Annotated in this window: 21 protein-coding genes; 9 read left to right on the top strand and 12 right to left on the bottom strand. The window is 73.5% G+C overall.

Annotated elements, in window-relative coordinates; all coding sequences use genetic code 11:
* Positions 1-46: 46 nt before the first annotated feature.
* The 5 genes from QE405_RS05120 (at position 47) to QE405_RS05100 (ending at position 5,341) form a co-directional block, all read left to right on the top strand.
* On the top strand, positions 47-1,177 hold the full coding sequence (locus tag QE405_RS05120) for a DUF5938 domain-containing protein (protein WP_307199134.1): 1,131 nt from the start codon (positions 47-49) through the stop codon (positions 1,175-1,177).
* Positions 1,177-2,718, top strand: coding sequence for an AMP-binding protein (locus QE405_RS05115; RefSeq protein ID WP_307199133.1), 1,542 nt, complete (start codon positions 1,177-1,179; stop codon positions 2,716-2,718). The genes QE405_RS05120 and QE405_RS05115 overlap by 1 nt, the downstream gene beginning before the upstream one ends.
* Positions 2,719-2,754: 36 nt before the next feature.
* Complete coding sequence (locus QE405_RS05110) at positions 2,755-4,146, top strand: MFS transporter (protein WP_307199132.1); 1,392 nt, start codon at positions 2,755-2,757, stop codon at positions 4,144-4,146.
* Positions 4,143-4,757 carry a hypothetical protein gene (locus tag QE405_RS05105; RefSeq protein ID WP_307199131.1) on the top strand — a complete coding sequence of 205 codons (615 nt, stop codon included), beginning with the start codon at positions 4,143-4,145 and terminating at the stop codon, positions 4,755-4,757. Before QE405_RS05110 ends, QE405_RS05105 begins: the two co-directional genes overlap by 4 nt.
* 227 nt (positions 4,758-4,984) lie before the next feature.
* The gene (locus QE405_RS05100; RefSeq protein ID WP_307199130.1) at positions 4,985-5,341 is read left to right on the top strand and encodes a hypothetical protein; all 357 of its coding nucleotides are present in this window, start codon (positions 4,985-4,987) and stop codon (positions 5,339-5,341) included.
* Between the two features lie 161 nt (positions 5,342-5,502).
* Here QE405_RS05100 and QE405_RS05095 read toward each other — a convergent pair whose 3' ends face one another.
* Positions 5,503-6,123, bottom strand: coding sequence for a DedA family protein (locus QE405_RS05095; protein WP_307199129.1), 621 nt, complete (start codon positions 6,121-6,123; stop codon positions 5,503-5,505).
* Positions 6,124-6,218: 95 nt separating this feature from the next.
* Here QE405_RS05095 and QE405_RS05090 point away from each other — a divergent pair, with 95 nt between their 5' ends.
* Positions 6,219-6,755: a uracil-DNA glycosylase family protein gene (locus tag QE405_RS05090; protein WP_307199128.1), complete on the top strand. Its 537-nt coding sequence runs from the start codon at positions 6,219-6,221 to the stop codon at positions 6,753-6,755.
* Positions 6,756-6,758: 3 nt separating this feature from the next.
* Here QE405_RS05090 and QE405_RS05085 read toward each other — a convergent pair whose 3' ends face one another.
* The 11 genes from QE405_RS05085 to QE405_RS05035 form a co-directional block, all read right to left on the bottom strand.
* Positions 6,759-7,187 carry a hypothetical protein gene (locus tag QE405_RS05085; protein ID WP_307199127.1) on the bottom strand — a complete coding sequence of 143 codons (429 nt, stop codon included), beginning with the start codon at positions 7,185-7,187 and terminating at the stop codon, positions 6,759-6,761.
* Positions 7,188-7,271: 84 nt separating this feature from the next.
* Positions 7,272-7,859, bottom strand: coding sequence for a DinB family protein (locus QE405_RS05080; protein WP_307199126.1), 588 nt, complete (start codon positions 7,857-7,859; stop codon positions 7,272-7,274).
* 50 nt (positions 7,860-7,909) lie between these two features.
* Positions 7,910-8,827, bottom strand: coding sequence for an amidohydrolase family protein (locus tag QE405_RS05075; RefSeq protein ID WP_307199125.1), 918 nt, complete (start codon positions 8,825-8,827; stop codon positions 7,910-7,912).
* Between the two features lie 18 nt (positions 8,828-8,845).
* A complete protein-coding gene (locus QE405_RS05070) occupies positions 8,846-9,772 on the bottom strand; it encodes an arginase family protein (RefSeq protein WP_307199124.1) in 927 nt (308 codons plus the stop codon).
* 69 nt (positions 9,773-9,841) lie between these two features.
* Positions 9,842-11,008: a zinc-dependent alcohol dehydrogenase gene (locus tag QE405_RS05065; protein WP_307199123.1), complete on the bottom strand. Its 1,167-nt coding sequence runs from the start codon at positions 11,006-11,008 to the stop codon at positions 9,842-9,844.
* Positions 11,008-11,532, bottom strand: coding sequence for a hypothetical protein (locus QE405_RS05060; RefSeq protein WP_307199122.1), 525 nt, complete (start codon positions 11,530-11,532; stop codon positions 11,008-11,010). Before QE405_RS05060 ends, QE405_RS05065 begins: the two co-directional genes overlap by 1 nt.
* A gap of 69 nt (positions 11,533-11,601) precedes the next feature.
* Complete coding sequence (locus QE405_RS05055) at positions 11,602-12,594, bottom strand: serine hydrolase domain-containing protein (RefSeq protein WP_307199121.1); 993 nt, start codon at positions 12,592-12,594, stop codon at positions 11,602-11,604.
* Positions 12,595-12,668: 74 nt separating this feature from the next.
* Positions 12,669-12,992 carry a pyrimidine/purine nucleoside phosphorylase gene (gene ppnP / locus QE405_RS05050; protein WP_307199120.1) on the bottom strand — a complete coding sequence of 108 codons (324 nt, stop codon included), beginning with the start codon at positions 12,990-12,992 and terminating at the stop codon, positions 12,669-12,671.
* A gap of 26 nt (positions 12,993-13,018) precedes the next feature.
* A complete protein-coding gene (locus QE405_RS05045) occupies positions 13,019-13,411 on the bottom strand; it encodes a hypothetical protein (protein WP_307199119.1) in 393 nt (130 codons plus the stop codon).
* A gap of 88 nt (positions 13,412-13,499) precedes the next feature.
* Entirely contained in the window at positions 13,500-14,921 is a 1,422-nt protein-coding gene (locus tag QE405_RS05040) for a mycothione reductase (RefSeq protein WP_307199118.1), read from the bottom strand.
* The gene (locus QE405_RS05035; protein WP_307199117.1) at positions 14,918-15,604 is read right to left on the bottom strand and encodes a maleylpyruvate isomerase family mycothiol-dependent enzyme; all 687 of its coding nucleotides are present in this window, start codon (positions 15,602-15,604) and stop codon (positions 14,918-14,920) included. Before QE405_RS05035 ends, QE405_RS05040 begins: the two co-directional genes overlap by 4 nt.
* A 219-nt stretch (positions 15,605-15,823) precedes the next feature.
* On the opposite strand from QE405_RS05035, the gene QE405_RS05030 reads away from it, so the two are divergent.
* From QE405_RS05030 to QE405_RS05020, 3 genes are read left to right on the top strand one after another with little or no spacing between them, the layout of a single operon-like run.
* Positions 15,824-16,468, top strand: coding sequence for an ABC transporter permease (locus QE405_RS05030; protein ID WP_307199116.1), 645 nt, complete (start codon positions 15,824-15,826; stop codon positions 16,466-16,468).
* Positions 16,465-17,757, top strand: coding sequence for an ABC transporter ATP-binding protein (locus QE405_RS05025; protein ID WP_307199115.1), 1,293 nt, complete (start codon positions 16,465-16,467; stop codon positions 17,755-17,757). Before QE405_RS05030 ends, QE405_RS05025 begins: the two co-directional genes overlap by 4 nt.
* The gene (locus QE405_RS05020) at positions 17,754-18,602 is read left to right on the top strand and encodes an ABC transporter permease (RefSeq protein WP_307199114.1); all 849 of its coding nucleotides are present in this window, start codon (positions 17,754-17,756) and stop codon (positions 18,600-18,602) included. Before QE405_RS05025 ends, QE405_RS05020 begins: the two co-directional genes overlap by 4 nt.
* The last annotated feature ends 1 nt before the right edge of the window (position 18,603 follow it).

Below are 18,603 nucleotides of genomic sequence, written 5' to 3'. Positions count from 1 at the left end.
TCCCCCCTCGTCCTTCCACGCTTCCCTCCGACCACAGGAGCACCCCATGAGCAGCAAGCCCGTCGTCGTCTACGGCGCCTCCGGCTACACCGGTCGTCTCGTCTGCGAGTACCTGCGCGAGTACGGCATCCCCTTCACCGCCGCCGGCCGCGACGCCGACAAGATCCAGGCCTCCATGGACGCCAACGTCGCCGGCATCGAGACCGCCGACTACGAGGTCGTCGAGGTGACCCACGACGTCGAGTCCCTCACCGAGCTGTTCCGCGGCTCCAGCGTCGTGTGCAACATGGTCGGCCCCTTCAGCAAGTACGGCCCCGAGGTCGTCGAGGCCAGCCTCGCCGCCGGCGTGCACTACCTCGACACCACCGGCGAGCAGGACTGGCTCATCACCTGCGACGAGACGTACGGCGCGGACTTCGCCGCCGCCGGCCTGCTGCTGTCCCCCGGCGTGGCGCACATGTACACGACCGGCGAGATCGCCGCCGAGCTCTGCCTCGAGCAGCCCGGCCTCGACACGCTCGACATCGCCGTCTTCTGGGGCGGCTCGCCGACCATCGCCTCGACCCTCACCATCCTCATCAACGCGGCGACGTCGAAGGCGTTCCACCTGCAGCAGAACTCCTACGTCGAGTTCGAGCCCGGCCAGGGCCTCATGCCGCTCGTCGTGCCCGGTCAGCACGAGCTCGCGCAGTCGCTCCCGTGGGGCGGCACGTCGCACCCGGTCTGGTACAAGCGCGACCCCCGCGTCGCGAGCTGCAAGGCACAGGGCGGCGTCTTCAACCCGGCCCTCATGACGGGCGTCCCGCAGATCGTCGCCCAGGCGCTCGAGGCCACGAAGGACATGTCGCCCGCCGACCGCGACGCCGCCCTGACGGAGGTGGCCGCCCAGGTCATGAACGTGATGCCGCCCCGCGAGAACCCGCGCCTCAACAAGTCGCTCGACTCGGTGCACGCCTCCGGCCCGCTCGGGCGCGCGCACTGCGTCATCCACGGCAACCAGAACTACAAGCAGACCGGGCTCCTGCAGGCGTTCGTCGCGTCGTCGCTGCTGCAGCAGGCACCGAAGCGGGTCGGCTTCGCGTCGGCCTCCAAGGCCATCGGCCACCGGGAGCTGCTCGGCCAGCTGCGGGCGTTCGGCCTCGTCGCCGAGCCGGTCATCACCCGCCAGGGCCACTGATGCGGCTGGTCGACTTCCTCGACAAGGGGGCGTCGCTCGACCGCGACGCCCCCTGCCTCGAGTGCGACGGCGTCACCGCGACGTACGCCGACGTGCAGGCCCTCACCGGCCGCATCGCCGCCGCGCTGGTGGCGGGCGGCGTCGCGCCGGGCGACCGCGTCGCGGTGCTGTCGGCCAACGACCCGACGGCCTTCACCTGCGTCTTCGGCATCAGCCGGGCCGGCGCCGTCTGGTGCCCGGTCAACCCGCGCAACGAGGCGGCGGAGAACCGGGAGCTGCTGGCGCTCTACGGCTGCTCCGTGCTCGTGTTCCAGGCGGCGTTCGCACCGCTCGTCGACGCGATCCGCGGCGACCTGCCCGACCTGCGGACCCTCGTGTGCCTCGACGACGACCTCGCCTGGGCCCTGGGATGGGACGCGTTCCTGGCGTCCGGGGACGCGGTCACCGAGGCCGTCGACCGGGCGGCGCGCGACGACCTGGCGATGATCGTCGGCACGGGCGGCACGACGGGACGTCCCAAGGGCGTCGAGCTGACCGGCACCAACCTGGAGACGATGACGGCCATCACCCTGATGAGCTATCCGTGGCCCGAGGACCGACCGCCGACGTACCTCGCCCTGGCTCCGCTCACCCACGCCGCCGGGGTGCTCTGCTTCCCCGTGCTGTGCCGCGGCGGGTCGATCGTCGTCATGCGCTCCCCCGACGTCGGTGGGTTCCTCGACCGCGTCGAGCAGCACGCGGTGACCCACACCTTCCTGCCGCCGACGCTGATCTACATGGTGCTCGACCACCCGAGCCTCGACGCGCGGGACCTCTCCAGCCTTCGGTGCTTCTGGTACGGCGCGGCACCCATGTCGACCAGCCGGCTGGAGGAGGCGCTGAGGCGGATCGGGCCCGTGATGGCCCAGCTCTTCGGGCAGACCGAGGCGCCGATGATGGTCTCGACGATGGCACCGGCCGACCACTTCCTCCCGTCCGGCGAGGTCGCCCGGGAGCGGCTCGGCTCGGCGGGACGAGCCTCGGCACTGACGACCGTGGCGATCATGGGCGAGGACGGCACGCTGCTGCCGCGGGGCGAGCGCGGCGAGATCGTCGTGCGGGGCTCGCTGGTGATGCGGGGCTACCACCGGAATCCCGAAGCGACGGCCGAGGCGTCCGCGCACGGCTGGCACCACACGGGCGACGTCGGCTACCTCGACGACGACGGCTTCCTCTTCATCGTCGACCGGGCGAAGGACATGGTGATCACGGGCGGGTTCAACGTGTACTCGACCGAGGTCGAGCAGGCGGTCATGACCCACCCCGCCGTGGCGGACTGTGCGGTGGTCGGCCTGCCGGACGAGAAGTGGGGCGAGCGGGTGACCGCGGTGGTGCAGCTGCGGCCCGGCGCCTCGCTCGAGGCGGGCGAGCTCCAGCGGCTCGTGAAGGAGCGCCTGGGCAGCGTGAAGGCGCCGAAGCAGGTCGAGGTCTGGGCCGACCTGCCGCGGTCGAAGGTCGGGAAGGTGCTCAAGGCGGACATCAAGGCGCGGCTCGTGTCGTAGCCCGCCCGCCGCCCACCCCGGTGCCACGATGACCGGGTGCACCGACTCGTGGGCCTGCTCCTGACCGTGACCGTCGGTCTCGTGCTGGCCGACTCGGCCATTGTCACGCTGGCCCTGCCCGAGATGCTCCAGGAGCTCGACGCGTCCGTGGCCCAGGTCGCGTGGGTGCTGATCTCCTACAACCTCGTGCTCGGCGCCCTCGCCGTACCGGCCGCGCTGCGGCGCGTCCGCGCCCACCCCCGGGCCCTGGCGGCCGTCGGCATCGCCGTCTTCGCCGGCGCGTCGGCGTGGTGCGCAGCGGCGCCCACGATCGAGGTGCTCATCGCGGCGCGCTGCGTCCAGGCCCTGGGCGGGGCGTTCGCGCTCGTCGGCGCGCTCGAGCTGCTCGTGGCGCGGATGGGCGAGCAGCGCGGCGTGGCGGCGTGGGTGACGGCGGGCGTCGTGGGTACGGCGGCCGGCCCGGTCGCGGGCGGGCTCCTCACCGAGGCGATCTCGTGGCAGGCGATCTTCATCGCGCAGGTGCCGTTCGCGGCGTTGGCCGTCCCGGCCGCGCTCGCGGTGCGGGAGCCGGTGCCGGCGGACGGGCCCGCGGAGGATCCGGACACAGCGCACCGACCGGTGGTCGGGCACAACGTGACGCTCGGGCTGCTCTCGGCTGCCCTGACGGCGGCGCTGTTCCTGCTCGTGCTCCTCCTGGTGGAGGGGTGGCGGCACTCCCCGGCCATGGCCGCGCTGACCGTCTCGGTGATCCCCGTGGCGGCGCTGGTCGCGCAGCCGTTGGCGCGGTGGCTGCAGCCGCCCCCCGACGTGGAGGTGGCGGTCGGGTGCCTGCTGGTGGCCGGTGGGCTGGTCGGGCTCGCCCTGCCGCCCTCGGCGGACCTGATCTGGACCGTGGCGCCGCAGGCGCTCGTCGGCCTCGGTCTGGGGCTGAGCGTCGACCAGCTGACCTACCGGGCCATGGAGGGCCGGCGACCCCGCGCGCGGCACGCCGCCTGGACGATCAGCTCGCGCCACCTCGGCGTCGTGGTCGGCCTCGCCATCCTCACCCCGGTGTTCACCGCCGACCTGCTGGACGCCGAGGAGCCCGCCACCGAGGCGATCGCCTCCCTCGTGCTCGACGCGCCGCTGCAGCCGCAGGACAAGATCGAGCTCGCCCAGGCGCTCGGCGCCGAGCTCACCGGGCAGCGCGGGCAGGTACCGGAGCTGAGCGGCGCGTTCGCGTCGCTCGAGGTCGCTCCCGAGGACCGGGCAGCGGTGGACGACCTCGAGCGCGACCTCGACGACCAGCTCGACCGGGCCGTGTCGCTCGCCTTCCGCGACTCCTACCTCGTGGGCGCCGGCCTGGCGCTGGCGGCGATGCTGACGGTGGGTGCGGGTGCGGTGGTGCGGACGGTCCGGGACCGGCCGCGGACGGGAGTCGCGCGATGAACGCCGCGCTGCGGCTGACGGCGCTGCCCGCGGTCGCGTTCGCCCTCGTGGTGGGCGTGGCCGGCGTGCAGGTCGCCGCCGGGGGCGGGGACTTCCGGCCGCTGCAACCGGCGGACGCCTGCGACGAGCGGCCGGGGACCACCTCGCAGGCCGAGGGGATCGAGGGGCTGACGGAGCAGCTGGTGCTGCGCGGCGTCGACGCCGCGGCCTGCACGCTGGGGGTCAGCCGCGAGGCGCTCACCCTGGAGCTGGCGCAGCAGGACGAGCCCACCGACGCCCAGGTCGACGCGCTCCGCGACGGCCTCCGCACGGCGGTCGGCGAGATGGCCGACGACGGCGTCCTGCCGCCCTCGTCGTCGTTGGTGGACGAGGTCCTCGACGGTGCCGCCATCAACCGGTTCCTCGCGGCGGGCATCCGGGCGCTGCCGGACTCGGTGGTCGACGACGCGCTGCCGACGGAGGACGTGCTGCTGCGGGCGATCGACGAGCTCGACGTGCGCGCGGTGCTGTCGGACCTCGACGACGCGGACGCGCTCCGCGAGGAGGTCGAGCCCGCCGTCAAGCAGGCCGTCCGCGACGAGCTCCTCGACCGCCTGCGCAACCTGGTCTGACCGCGCGTCGAGTTGGGTTGTACGGCGCGGCGTGCGCGTCGAGTTGGGTCGTACGGCGCGGCGTAGGCGTCGAGTTGTCACGTACGCCGCGGCGTAGGCGTCGAGTTGGGTCGAACGGCGCGGCGTAGGCGTCGAGTTGTCACGTACGCCGCGGCATACGCGTCGAGCTGGGTGAACCGCGCAGAAAAGGCGCTGCGCCGCGGACCCGCGGAACCTAGCCTGCAGTGGTGATCGAGCTCGCGCACCGGGCCAAGAGGCTGCCATCGCCACCCCACGTCGTCTTCGAGTCGCTGACCGAACCGCGCCGTACCGGTGCTCGGCCGTGGTTGTTCCTCGAGCCCGACGAGGTGGACCCCCGTGTGCTCGTCGCCGACGCCCCCGAGCGCGTCGTGTGGTCATCGCTGTGGCCGAGTCGGCCCGACGACGAGATCCGCTTCTCCGTGCTCCCGCACGAGAACGAGACCCGCCTCGTCTTCACCCACCTGAGCCCGCTGCCGATACCCGACGAGCCCGAGCTGCGCCGGCTGCGCCGTCGGATCAACGTGCTGCTGTGGGCCGACCTGCGGGAGTCGTACGACGCGTGAGGGGCGTCCGCGGCGTACGTGACAGCTCGGCGAGCAGAACTCCGCGCGTTCGAGCCAACTCGACGCTAACGCCGCGGCGTACGTGACAACTCGACGCCCACGCCGCGCTCTACAACCCAACTCGACGCCTGCGCCGCGCTCTACAACCCAACTCGACGCACTCAGCGCACCGAACAGCCCAGCTCGTCGCCCTCGCGGCGGCGGGCGCGGGCGGTGAGGGTGCGGTCGAGGACGACGCCGACAGTCAGGCCGATCCCCATGCCCAGCAGCATCGCCAGCAGGGGCTGGTCGCTGAGGCCGAAGCCCGCGACGCCGCCGATCACGACGGTGAACGACGCCCACAGCAGGCAGGCGAGCGCGGCGAGCGGGACCCAGTCCCGGTAGCGCAGCGTCCCGCCCGCGACGAGGTTGACGCCGATCCGCACGACGGGGACGAAGCGCGCCGTCACGATGATGCGTGCGCCGCGGCGCTCGAGCTGGCGGTCCGCGGCGTCGAGGAACCGCACGAGCCACCGGCGCCGTCGTAGTCGCTCCCGCGGGAGGCGGCTGCCGATGAGGAAGCCGGCGCTGTCGCCGGCCAGGGCGCCGGCGGTCGCCGCCGCGAACAGCCCGAGCAGCACCCCGGGATGGTCCGCGGTCACGGCCAGGGCACCGACGGCGATGATCACCTCGTCGCTCGGCACCGCCGGCACGAAGCAGTCGACGACGACCAGCGCGAGCACCGCGGCGTACAGCCACGGCGAGCCGAGCAGGGACCGGGCGAGGTCGAGGAAGCTGTCCACGGATCCGCCCTCCCGGGCGTCCAGTGGCCCTCCCCCACGGTAGGTCGCGTGCGCAAGGACGCGCAGCGAGTTGGCCGCGTGGCGACACTGGAGGGATGACCGCCGACGACCTCCGCACGACCGTCGACTGGCGGGGCACCTCCGTGCTCACGCTCGCCGACCTGTGGCCCGAGCGTCCGCGGGCGATGGTCGTGGGGCTGCACCCCGTGCCGTGCAGCGTCGAGGCGGGCCACTACTTCCAGGGCCAGGTCGGGCAGCGCCAGCTGCGCCGTCTCGCGTCGACCGGTCTCCTCCCGGCGCCCGACGACGGGACGTTCTTCGAGCCCGGCGCCCTCGCCGCCGGGGTCGGGTTCGCCAACGTCGTGCGCCGACCCGCGAGCGGAGCGGCCGTCTCGCCCGACGAGGTCGCGCACGGCCGCGAGGTGCTGCTGGCGCGGCTCGCCGAACGTGCTGTGCCCCTCGTCGTCTGCCTGACCCGGCTCCCCGTCAAGGCGTTGCTCGGTCGCGAGGGTCGGCCGGGCTACCAGGCCGAGGAGCTGCCCGGCGGCACCCGCGTCTTCCGCATGCCCGGACCGTTCGCCCCGCAGGTCGAGGTCGCGGACGTGCTGGCCGGGCTCGAGGTGCCCGACTGAGCCTCAGGCCGCCGCCACCAGCTCGTCCGGCGGCACGATCCCGACGCCGGCGTCGGTTGCGAAGAACAGCGGGTACGACGCGAACGGAGCGTCGAGCAGGGCCCGCTGCAGCCCTCGGCACCACGCCCGGTCCGCCGGCGTGAACGAGGGCCCTCCCGGGCGCGCCTTGAGCACCGCCAACGAGCCTCCCGGGAAGGCGGTCGCGAGCACCTCGGCGTGGAGCTGCACGAACCCGTCGAGCAGCTCGGGCGGCGGCGCGGCGGCATGGTCCTCGTCGTACACCTGCAGGAGCGCCGGGCTCACCGAGCCGTCGACGGCGATGTGGGCCGCCCACAGCTGGGGCGCGCTCCAGCCGAGGCCGCCCTCGATGTCGCGCCAGAAGGCCGCGAGGTCGTCGGTGCTGCGGATGAAGGTCTCGTCGATGCTGCGCATGCGCGCCAGTCTGGACCGAGCGCGCCGGTCCCCGCTGGCGTCATCCACAGCCCCGACGGGCCACGGCGGAGGGACCGACGAGCGTCAGCCCGCCGCCTCCGCCACGGTGCGCAGCCGCGCGACGTACCGCTCCCACCACTCCTCGTCCTCGTCGGGCAGGTTGGGGTTCCCGTCGACGAGACCCCGACCCCCGTCGAGGGTCTCGCGCACGATGTCGGCGTGGCCGGCGTGCCGGGCGACCTCGGCGATCAGGTGGACGAGCACCCGCTGCAGGGTCGTGTCCCCGGACGGTCCCCACCAGGGCACGTGCCCGACCGTCTCCAGGTCGAGCGCCGCGATGGTCGCGTCGGCGTGCGCGTTGACCCGCTCGTAGAGCGCGACGATCTCCTCGGGCGACTCCTCGGACGAGGCCCACATGTCGAGGTTGGCCTCGGAGTCGTCCGCGTCCGCCTCGATCATCCAGCCCGGCTTGTCCGGCAGCGGCCGCCCGAACACGTCGCCCAGGTAGCCCGCCTGCGTGAACGCGACGTGCTTCACCAGCCCGAGCAGGTTGGTGCCGGTGCTCGTGGCCGGCCAGCGTTGGTCGCGCTCGCTCAGCCCGTCGAGCTTCCACAGCAGTGCGCGACGCTCACGGTCGAGGTAGCGCTTCAGCACGTCCTTGAGGTCTTCCACTCCTCGAACCTAGACCGGAGGAGGGGTGCGCGAACACCCCCGCACGACCCTCAGGCACGCCACCAGAGCCGCCGGGCGTTCTCGGACTCCACGCGGTTCCGCGCCGACTCCGGCAGGCGCTCGGTCAGCCGCCGCCACCGACCGAGGGCGTCGGCGTGACCGTCCAGCGCACCGAACACGTCGCTGCCCAGCACGAAGCGGTCGGGCCGCCGTGTCACCAGGTCGATCCAGGCGCCCTCGGGTCCGTCGTCGCCGACGACCGCGTCGTACAGCTCCCACGACAGGTCGACGTGCAGCCGCGGGTGCTCGCCGAGGAGGTCGTCGAGCAGGTCGGGGAGGCCCGCGGGCCGCACGCGGCGGCCGACGCCGGCATGCGCCCAGACGAGGTCGACGTCGGGGTGGCGGTCGAGCATGGTCCGCACCTCGCCGAGGTACTCGTAGCGGCCGCTGCGCCCCGCCGAGCTGGCGTCCTGGTGGAAGGTCAGCGGCCAGTCGCGGTCCCGACACAGCTCGAGCACGGGGTCCAGGGCGGGGTGGCCCGCGCGGGCGTTCTCGCCGTACGTCAGCTCCGTCAGGTCGTCGTGCCGCAGGAGCACCTCACCGATCCCCCGCCAGACGTCGTGCCGCTCGCTCATCGTGACGACGTGCTCCACCCCGAGCCGGTCCGTCGGGTCGAAGCCGCAGACGAGCGGTGCGACGTGCGGACGCACCGATGCGGGGAGGCTCGCGACGACGGTGGCGACGAGCTCGTCGGTGAGGCTGTGGGTGGCGCACGGGGCGTTGTCGTCGAGGTAGTAGGTCGGTCGCTCCGGCTCGGAGAGCGCCCACTTCTTCTTGACCGGCAGGCCGAACACGACGGCGCCGTCGGCGAGCGCCGCCGCGTTGGCCGGGTCGACGGCCGCCGCCAGCTCGCCCGCGTCGACCGGGTGCTGCAGGAAGTCGACCACGTGCAGATGGGCGTCGATCACGCGCGTCAGCGTAGGCAGTCAGCCCAACCCGCGCGGGTGCGCGCCCGCCGCAGGGCACCGGCTGAACGCCTCGGCCAGCATCCGGTTGAGCCGGGCGAACGACGCCGCCTCGTCGGGCGCGTGGTCGGGGTTCACCTCGCAGACCGTGAGCGCCCGCCAGGCGGGCGCGGCCACGAGCCGCCCCAGCACCGCGCCGAGCTCCTCGACCGTGAGCCCGTCCGCACGGCGACTGTTCTCGGCGATCGGGAAGTCGACCCACCGGAGCACGTCGACGTCGACGTGGACGAGCAAGCGGTCGTGGCGCGAGGCCCACGCGGCGGCGCGGTCCGCCGCGGCCTCGGGGTCGGCGTGCACCTCCGCGAGCGGGACCACCTCGATGCCGCGCTCCCGCACGATCTCCGCCTCGGAGTCGGTGATGTTGCCCTGCGCGAGCAGCAGCACGTCGCTGCCCGCCAGGAGGGGCCGCCGCGGCCCCAGCCCGGCCACGGCGGGATCCGCGCCCGGCACGTCGAGGAGGTGCGCCACGCCCATCCAGTCCAGCGCCCCCTCGCCCGTTGCGGGCACCTTGAGGTCGGCGTCGAGGTCGATGTAGACGACCCCGACCGACGCGCCCGACGCCAGCGCACCGGCCACCACCCCGACCTCGATCGAGCAGTCGCCGCCCAGCACCAGCACGTGCTCCCCCGCGTCGAGCAGCTGGCCGACCCGCCGCGCGGCGGACCGGGCGACCTCGACGACGTCCGGCACGTTCATGGCGTCCGGACGATCCGGGTCCGGCCGCCACCGCACCCCGTGGACGTCGCCGCGGTCCCGCACCCACCACCCCGTGGAGGCCAGGGCCTCGACGAGCCCGTGGGTGCGGAACGCGCTGGGCGCCCGCTCCTGGCCCGGGGCGTAGGCGCCCGCGCTCGTCGGCACCCCGAGGACGTTCAACACCTCGACCATGTCTGCATCCTCCGCTCTCGCGCCCCGTTCGACGACCTACCTCCGGGTGACGTCCGGCCGGCCCCGCCCTCAGGGCGCGAAGACCGCCCGTACGCAGCCGTCCGTCTTCTCCTTGAACATCGCGTAGCCCTCCGGCCCCTTCTCGAGCGGCATCACGTGCGTCGCCAGGAGGTCGGTGCGCAGGTCACCAGACGCCACGTGCTCGAGCAGCGTCGGCACGTAGGCCTGCCCGTGCTGCTGCGCCGACCGCACCGTCAGTCCCTTGTTCATGACCGCGCCCATCGGGAACTTGTCGAGCAGTCCCCAGACGCCGATGACCGCCACCGTGCCGCCCTTGCGGCAGGCCAGCACCGCCTCGCGCAACGGTGTCGCGCGGTCGGTCTCGAGCCGCACCGCCTGCTTCACCTTGTCGTAGGCGCCCTGGAGCCCGCGACCCTGCGCCTCCATGCCGACGGCCTCGATGCAGGAGTCCGGCCCGCGGCCACCGGTGAGGTCGCGCAGCGTCTCCTGCAGCGAATCCATCGCGCGCAGGTCGACCGTCTCGGACCCGATCTCACGGGCCAGGGCGAGCCGCTCCGGCAGCAGGTCGATGCCGATCACCCGCCCGGCCCCCATGAGGCGGGCGGCGTTCTGGGCCATCAGGCCGACCCCTCCGCATCCCCACACCGCCACGGTGTCGCCGGGTTGGATGTCCGCGAAGTCGGCGCCCATCCACCCCGTCGGCGCGGCGTCGGAGACGAACACGGCCTGGTCGTCCGTGATGCCCTCGGGAACGACGAAGCAGTTGGTCGCGCCGTACGGGACCCGCACGTACTCCGCGCTGGAGCCGGCGTACCCGCCGAACGCGTGCGTGTAGCCGTAGATCCCGCCCGTCGGGTAGCCCAGCGCCACCTCCGACAGCTCGGGCTTCGGGTGCGAGTTGTCGCAGAGCGACCACTGGTCGTGGGTGCAGTGCCAGCAGGCGCCGCAGCCGATGAACGACGGTACGACGACGCGGTCGCCCACCCCGACGCCGGTGACCTCCGGTCCGACCTCGACGACGTCGCCCACGAACTCGTGCCCGATGACGTCGCCCGCCCGCATGGTCGGGATGTAGCCGCCGAGGAAGTGGAGGTCGGAGCCGCAGACCGCGCTGCGCCGGACGCGCAGGACCACGTCGTGCGGGTTGACGATCCGCGGGTCGGGGACCGTCTCGACGCTCAGCTGGTTGACGCCCTGCCAGGTCAGCGCGCGCATCAGCCCTCCCCTCCCTCGGGATGCTGCCGCGCGGACGGGTTGTGCGCGAGGGTCGGCACCTCGCCGGTCTCCGCCAACGCCTTCGCGCGCCGGAGCGCCTTGTGCGCCGCCGCGCCGGCCGCCAGGTCGGGACCGTCGAGCCGAAGCGCCAGCGTCACCTCGGTGCCGAGGTCCTGCGGCGCGGGTCGGAAGGTCACCTCGCCGCTCGCCTCGAGCGGGGGCTCCTGCCCCGAGTGCGCCCGGAAGCGCACCACGCCGTCGATGACCGTCACCTCGTCGACCGTCCAGGTCGACGGGTCGCCGGTGTAGGGCTCCGCGAGCACCCGCGCGAGACGCACCGGGTCGCCCCACAGGTCGCGCAGCGTGTCGGCGTCGCGCCCGACGGTGAGCACACGGCGGGCGTCGGCGTCTCCCCCGGCGTGGTCCCCCGGCCGCACCTTGTCGACGAGCGCCTGTCCCGTCCGTAGCGCCGCATCCACGGCGCGGCGTGCTGGTGATCCGTCTCCACCCAGTGGTGATGCCATGACCCCTCCTCGGTTGCCGTGGAGGGCCGGTACCCCACTGCTCGTCACCGCGCACGGGGGGCTGCCACCTCAGCCGGCCAGTACCTCCAGCACGGGCCACGCGCCCTCCGCCGTCGTCGCCACGACCGTCACGACCACGTCACCGTCGGGGTCGTGGCTGGTGCGGGCGGAGACACCCGCGTCGTACCCCTCCAGCACCGCGGTGCCGGAGTCCGCGGCGAGCCAGAAGCCCCGTCCGTAGCGCATCTGCTCGTCGGGCACGTCCGCCGTCGGCTCGAGGAGGTGTCGCACCGACGGCTCGGTGACGATGCGGTGGGCGCGCAGGGCGCGCCAGAAACGGGTGAGGTCGGCCGTGGTCGTGACGAGCCCGCCGTCGCCGCTCCCCCGCACCGGCAGGTGGAGCACGTTGGTGCGGAGGCCGTCGGCGGCGAGGTAGCCGCGGGCGACGTCGCCCGGCAGCTCGTCGCTGCGCGGGTAACCGCTCCGGCGCATGCCGGCGGGCTCGAGCACGCGCTCGCGCACCAGGTCCGTGAACGCCGTGCCGGCGACGCGCTGGGCCACGAGGGCGAGGAGGACAAAGCCGGAGTTGTTGTAGACGAACGTCGCCCCCGGGGTCGACACCTGCGGCCGCCCGTCGAGCTCCGGCAGGAACGCCTCGGTGTCGTCCAGCTCGTGCACGGGGCGGGTGAGCACGTGGTCGGTGACGTCGCCGCCGGCCGCCTCGTCGAGGTAGTCGCCGATCCCCGACCGGTGGCTCAGCAGGTCGTCGACGGTGACGGCGTCGTCGACGAGCGGCAGGTCGTCCCCCAGCACCGGCCGCACCGGGTCGTCCCACCCGAGCCGGCCCTCCTCGACGAGACTGGCCACCGCGAGGGCCGTCATCCCCTTCGCCACGCTCGCCACGCCGTACCGGTGCTCCGTCGTCGCCGGCACCCCGTGCGCCCGGTCGGCGAGGCCGTAGGCCCGGTCGAGGAGCACCTCGTCACCGCGGTCCACGCGGACGGCGCCGGTGAACCCGGAGTCCAGCGCGGCGGCGTGCAGGGCGGCGGTGTCGAGGGCCATGCCCGGACCGTACGGCGCGGTGACCGGCCCGTCACCTGATTTGCGAGACGGTCGAACCAGCCATTCGGCTCGGGTCAGCCGTAGTGGCAGACGTACCCGAGCGTCTCGAGCACCTCGATCGAGAACGACGCGTCGCCGGGCACCGCGAACGAGTCGCCTGCCCCGTGCTCGACCCACTCCTCGGCGCCCGGCAGGAGCACCCGGCAGCGTCCCGCGTTGAGGTCCATGACCTCCGGCTCGCCCGTCCCGAACTCGAACGAGCCCGGGAAGACGACGCCGGCGGACTTCCGCGTCCCGTCGGCCAGGTGGAAGGTGTGGCTCACGCAGCCGCCGTCGAAGTAGACGTTGGCGCGCGGGTCGAGGGTCACGTTCGCGTAGGTCGCGTCGTAGCTGGTCACGGGCCGTGAGCCTAGAGGGGCCCCGCTCACCACATCAGGTCGCCCCACAGCACCTCCCCGTGGACGTAGACGACCTGCGCTCCCGGGTCGTCGACCGGGCTCCAGAGGTCGATCCAGCCCGGGTGGGTCTTGGCGCGGACCCGCGGCACGACCTCCGCGGCGCGACGGCGCTCGTCCGCGTAGTACCAGGTCGGGGCGCAGCCCGGTCCCCCACCGCAGCCGCAGCCCTCGAACGCGAGGAGCGCGCCGGCGGCGACGAGCTCACGTGCCTCCGCGGGGTCGATCGCCGCGTGCAGCGCGACGAGCCGGCGCCCGTCCGGCATCCGCGGCGCCGCCGGGTCCTCGACCTCGGGCGCCGGCGGTTCGGCCAGCGTGCGCGCGAGGATCTGCGCGAACGTCTCCCCGCGGTCTCGTCCCATGTCCGGGCCAGCCTGCACCGAACGTGTCGCTTCGACCATCAAATTTGATGGTCGAAGTGACACGTTCCCCGGTCGACCGGGGAAAGTGTCAGCTGTCCAGCTCCTCCTCCGCCGCGAGCAGCGCGCCCTCGACGAGCTCGGTGGGCGCGGGGTGGATCCAGTACTGCCCCCGCGCCAGCCCCCGCACCGGTACGTCGCTGCTGATGGCCTGGATGAGCGGCTGGATCAGCGACGCGGCCATGGGGCCCACGACGTGCGCGCCGACGAGCAGCCCGGTCGCGCGGTCGACGAGCACCTTCGCGAAGCCGCCGGGGCCGGCCGGGTCGTCGTCGTCCGGGCCGCTCTGGAGCGCCCAGCCGTAGGCGGTGTCCGCCACGTCCTTCCGCCCTACCGCGAGGTCGATCCCCTGCTCGCGGGCGGCTGCCTCGGTGAGCCCGACCGAGGCGACCTGCGGCTCGGTGAACACGGCCTGGGGCACGTGCCGGTGGTCGCTGACGGCCAGGTCGTCGGGGTGGAGCAGGTTGTGCTGCACGACCCGCGCGTCCTGGTTGGCGACGTGCTTGAGCGGCACCGGGCTGCTGGCGTCGCCGAGCGCCCAGACGCCGTCGGCAGCACGCTGGTGCTCGTCGACGACGACGCGGCCCTCGTCGTCGACCGGCACCCCCGCGCGGTCGAGGTCGAGCAGGTCGGCGTTGGTGCGGCGTCCGACGGCGACGAGCACCAGGTCGGTCTCCAGCCTCGAGCCGTCGTCGAGCACGAGAGCGGCCGACCCGTCGTCCAGCAGCTCCGCGCGCTCGAGCCGCACCCCGGTGCGCACGTCCCACCGGTCGCGGGCCGCGCGCGTCACCAGCTCGGCGACGTCGGCGTCCTGGCTGGAGAGCAGGAGGTCCTCGCTCTCGACCTGCACGACCTCCACCCCGAGCGCGGCGAAGACGTGGGCGAGCTCGCAGCCGACGTACCCGCCCCCCAGCACCACCATCCGCCGCGGCAGCTCCTCGATCCGCATCACGGAGTCGCTCGTGACGTGGGGGACGTCGTGCAGGCCCGGCAGGTCGGGCACCACGGGGCGGCTCCCCGTGGCGATCACGACCTGGTCGGCCGTGATGGCGGTGACGCCGCCCTCGGCGTCCTCGACCTCCAGCGCGCCCGGCCCCGTGAACCGTCCCGTCCCGCGGAGCACGTCGACGAAGTCGAGACCCCGCCGGTAGTCCTCCCCGCTCTCCGCCACCGCGTCGATCCGGGAGGTGATGCGGTCGCGCAGCCGCTCCCAGGAGGCCTGGTCGGCGGCCTCCGCCGCGGTGCGTACGCCGAGGGCGGGCCCCCGCACGGCGCCGGTCAGCAGGTCGGCGGCGTGCACGTACATCTTCGACGGGATGCAGCCCCGGTTGACGCAGGTGCCGCCGAAGGGCCCGCGCTCGACGATGGCGACGCGCAGGTGCGCGAAGCGGTCGTCGACGACGGTGTTGCCGGAGCCGGCGCCGAGGACGACGACGTCGTAGTGCCGGGTCACTCGGGCAGGGCCTGCGTCGGCAGCGGGCCGAGCCCCGCGAAGTCGTCGAGGAAGGGGGCCACGTCGCCGACACTGACGTAGGAGCGCAGCTGCTCCTCGGTGCGGCGCGAGGTGAGCGCCCGGGCGAGGTCGTAGCCCGGCGCCTGCAGCACGACGGCGGGGTCGCCGTCCGCCGACTGCCACGTCCAGTCGCCGTCGGTCGCCTCGAGACGCACCGGGCCCCGCTCCTCCAGGCCCTCGGCGAAGGTGTCGGCCATCTGCTCACGCACCATCGCCAGACCGCCCGACTCGCGTCCGCCCGGCGCGCCCAGCGCACCGCGCAGGTCCTGCTCGTGGATGACGATGTCGCCGAGCGGGCCCGGGTCGGTGGTCGCGACGTGCTCCTCGAGGCGCGGGGCGAGGTCGCTCCACTCCTCGAGCAGCTCCGGCACGGTGCGGTCGCGGCGCGCCTCGACGTGCCGCTGCGTCCAGTCCTCGCCCTGCTCCTCGTCGACGGCGTCCCCGAGGGTGTCGCTGCCGACGCCGATCATGTGCGCCACGAGGTCCCGTGCCCGCCAGTCGGGCGTCGCCGGCACCGCCTGCTCCAGCGCTCCGGGATCGCGCAGCTGGGTCGTGGCGACCAGCCCGCTCACCCGCTCGTAGGCCTCGCGCCACTCCCGTGCCGCGTCCGCGTCTCCTGCCATGTCGCACCGTCCTGCCTGGTCGTGGGCCGTCTGCTCGACCCGTCCCGACATTGGAGCAGGGGCACCGAAACGCGCCCCCGACCCGGACCCGAACGGGTGAGGCCACCGACATCGGCCGCATCTTCCGGGTGTAGTCCCGAGGCCGCCGGGTAGAGACCCGCGATTCGCCGGCACGGCTCTCGTGCCGGGTCGTAGCAGGACGGCCGGAAGGAACGCTGCGTGGACGACTTCATCGCGGAGCGGCGACGACAGATCGCCTTCGACATGCTCCAACACGCCAACCTGGTCTTCCAGTGCGTGCTCGTCGCGACCATCGTCGCGATCGCGCTGGCGGTCCTCATCAACCGGGTCAAGGCGCTGGAGCCCGTCGCCAACGCCGTCTCGGCGGTCGGCCTGACGCTGCCGTCGTTCGCCCTGGTGGGGCTGTTGCTGCCGCTGTCGGGACTGGGCACCACGACGGCCTTCCTCTGCGTCGTGTTCTACGCCGTGCTCCCGGTCCTGCGGAACGCGGTGGTCGGGCTGGCGGGCGTCGACCAGACCCTGCTGGAGTCGGCGCGCGGCATGGGCATGGGCCCCGTCGGCGTGCTGCTGAAGGTGCAGATCCCGCTCGCGTGGCCGGTGATCCTGGCCGGGGTCCGCACCTCGATGCAGATGTCGATGGGCATCGCCGCCATCGCGGCCTACGTGCTCGGCCCCGGCCTCGGCGCCTACATCTGGACCGGGCTCGTGCAGACCGGCGGCGCCAACGCCCTCAACTACGCCGTCGTCGGCACGGTCGGCATCGTCATCGTCGCCCTCGTCGCCGACCTCCTGCTCCTCGCGCTCGGGCGCCTCACCATCTCGAAGGGAGTCCGCGTCGCATGACGACCCAGGACACGACCACCGGCCACCAGCCCCACGACGGGCACCGCGAGCACCGCGAGCACGGGGACGACCGCTCGGGGCGTCGCATCAGCGGCGTCGAGATCGAGCTGAGGGACGTCGTCAAGAAGTACCCCGGCCAGAAGGCCCCCGCCGTCCAGAGCCTGTCGCTGACGGTGCCCGCGGGCGAGGTCGTCATGTTCATCGGCCCCTCGGGCTGCGGCAAGACGACGTCGCTCAAGATGATCAACCGGCTCATCGAGCCGACCTCCGGGACGATCACGATCGGCGGCGAGGACGTCCGCGGCCGCGACGCCGACGAGCTGCGCCGCACGATCGGCTACGTCATCCAGGGCGGCAGCCTCTTCCCCCACATGACGGTCGCGGACAACATCGCGGTCGTCCCCAAGCTGCTGAAGTGGTCGAAGCAGCAGATCGCCGACCGCACCGAGGAGCTGCTCGACCTCGTCGGGCTCGACCCGGCCAAGTACCGCGACCGCTACCCCCGCGAGCTCTCCGGCGGCCAGCAGCAGCGCGTCGGCGTGGCCCGCGGTCTCGCCGCCGACCCGCCGGTCGTGCTCATGGACGAGCCCTTCGGCGCCGTCGACCCGATCACGCGCCAGCGCCTCCAGGACGAGATGCTCAGCATCCAGCGCGAGCTCGGCAAGACGATCGTCTGCGTCACCCACGACATCGACGAGGCCATCAAGCTCGGCGACCGCATCCTGATCTTCTCCGAGGGCGCGCACATCGAGCAGTACGACACCCCCGAGAACATCCTCGCCGCCCCCGCCAACGACTTCGTGGCCGACTTCGTCGGTGCCGGCTCGACGTTGAAGCAGCTCAGCCTGTCCCGCGTCAACGAGCTGCGGCTCGGCGAGTGGACGACAGCCCGGCAGGGCGAGGACGCCGCCGACGCCGTACGGCGCGCCGAGGCCGCCCGCCACGACTGCGTGGTCGTGCTGGACGAGCGCGGCCGGCCGGTCGCGTGGCCGTGGCTACGCACCCTGCGGCGCCAGACCCGCATCGACGTGCCACGTCGCGACGAGTTCGTCACGCTGGACCGCCGCGCGACCCTCAACGACGCGCTCGACACGATGCTGAGCTCCTCCCACGCGGCCGCGATCGTGACGGGCGACAAGGACGAGTACCTCGGCGTCGTCGACTTCGAGTCGGTCACGCAGCACATCCGGGCCCAGGAGGCGTCCGCGGTCGAGGCCGCGGAGGCGGCCGGGGCCACGGGAACCACCGGAACCACCGGAACCACCGAGGCGCAGGAGCCGCGTCCGTGAGCGCCGAGACGCTCGAGACGACGGCGGGGCCGCCGGACGAGGAGCAGCGGCGCGCGCCCGACCCGGAGGGCCCGGCGCCCGACCGCGGCGCGCGCGGCTGGCTGGCGCGCAAGAGCGTCGGCCGCGAGACGGTGGCCATGCTCGTCGTGCCGCCCCTGCTCGTCGTGCTCGCCTTCGTGGGCTTCCTCATCTGGCGGCAGACCGCCGACCTCGACTCGGTCGAGGCGAACCAGCTGAAGTGGAGCACGCTGTCGCGGCTGCTCGTCGACCACCTGCAGCTCACGGTCGCCGCCGCTGTCATCGTCGTCGCGGTGTCCCTCCCCCTCGGCATCGCCCTCACCCGCGGCCGGGTCAAGCGCGCCGCGCCGCTGGTCGTCGGCATCGCCAACGCCGGTCAGGCCGCACCCTCGGTCGGCCTCATCGTGCTGCTGTTCCTGTGGCTCGGCGGAGGGTTCTGGACGGCGATCATCGGCCTGAGCCTCTACGGGATCCTCCCGGTGCTGCGCAACACCATCACGGGCATCCAGGCCGTCGACCCCACGCTGGTCGAGGCCGCGCGGGGCGTCGGGATGACCTCGACGGAGACCCTCCGCAAGATTGAGCTGCCCCTCGCCGTACCGGTGATCATGGCCGGCATCCGCACGTCCCTCGTGCTCATCGCGGGCACCGCGTCACTGGCCTGCTTCATCGACGCCGGCGGCCTCGGCGAGGTGCTCCAGACCGGCATCTCGCTGTTCCGGTTCTCGCTGATGATCACCGGTGCGCTGCTCATCGCGCTGCTCGCGCTGCTCATCGAGTGGATCGGGCGCCTGCTCGAGCTCGCCTACCGACCGAAGGGGGTCTGAC

This window comes from Nocardioides zeae (genome assembly GCF_030818655.1).
Taxonomy (GTDB): Bacteria; Actinomycetota; Actinomycetes; order Propionibacteriales; family Nocardioidaceae; genus Nocardioides; species Nocardioides zeae_A.
Note: the sequence above shows the minus strand (reverse complement) of the source record. Positions and strands in the feature narration are given on the sequence as shown.

What these genes read in the sequence shown, in the direction of transcription:
- QE405_RS05120 (WP_307199134.1), top strand. Translation starts at nt 47, where the DNA reads ATGAGCAGCAAGCCCGTCGTCGTCTACGGCGCCTCCGGCTACACCGGT.
- QE405_RS05115 (WP_307199133.1), top strand. Translation starts at nt 1,177, where the DNA reads ATGCGGCTGGTCGACTTCCTCGACAAGGGGGCGTCGCTCGACCGCGAC.
- QE405_RS05105 (WP_307199131.1), top strand. Translation starts at nt 4,143, where the DNA reads ATGAACGCCGCGCTGCGGCTGACGGCGCTGCCCGCGGTCGCGTTCGCC.
- QE405_RS05090 (WP_307199128.1), top strand. Translation starts at nt 6,219, where the DNA reads ATGACCGCCGACGACCTCCGCACGACCGTCGACTGGCGGGGCACCTCC.
- QE405_RS05085 (WP_307199127.1), bottom strand. Translation starts at nt 7,187, where the DNA reads ATGCGCAGCATCGACGAGACCTTCATCCGCAGCACCGACGACCTCGCG.
- QE405_RS05070 (WP_307199124.1), bottom strand. Translation starts at nt 9,772, where the DNA reads ATGGTCGAGGTGTTGAACGTCCTCGGGGTGCCGACGAGCGCGGGCGCC.
- QE405_RS05065 (WP_307199123.1), bottom strand. Translation starts at nt 11,008, where the DNA reads ATGCGCGCGCTGACCTGGCAGGGCGTCAACCAGCTGAGCGTCGAGACG.
- QE405_RS05060 (WP_307199122.1), bottom strand. Translation starts at nt 11,532, where the DNA reads ATGGCATCACCACTGGGTGGAGACGGATCACCAGCACGCCGCGCCGTG.
- QE405_RS05055 (WP_307199121.1), bottom strand. Translation starts at nt 12,594, where the DNA reads ATGGCCCTCGACACCGCCGCCCTGCACGCCGCCGCGCTGGACTCCGGG.
- QE405_RS05045 (WP_307199119.1), bottom strand. Translation starts at nt 13,411, where the DNA reads ATGGGACGAGACCGCGGGGAGACGTTCGCGCAGATCCTCGCGCGCACG.
- QE405_RS05035 (WP_307199117.1), bottom strand. Translation starts at nt 15,604, where the DNA reads ATGGCAGGAGACGCGGACGCGGCACGGGAGTGGCGCGAGGCCTACGAG.
- QE405_RS05025 (WP_307199115.1), top strand. Translation starts at nt 16,465, where the DNA reads ATGACGACCCAGGACACGACCACCGGCCACCAGCCCCACGACGGGCAC.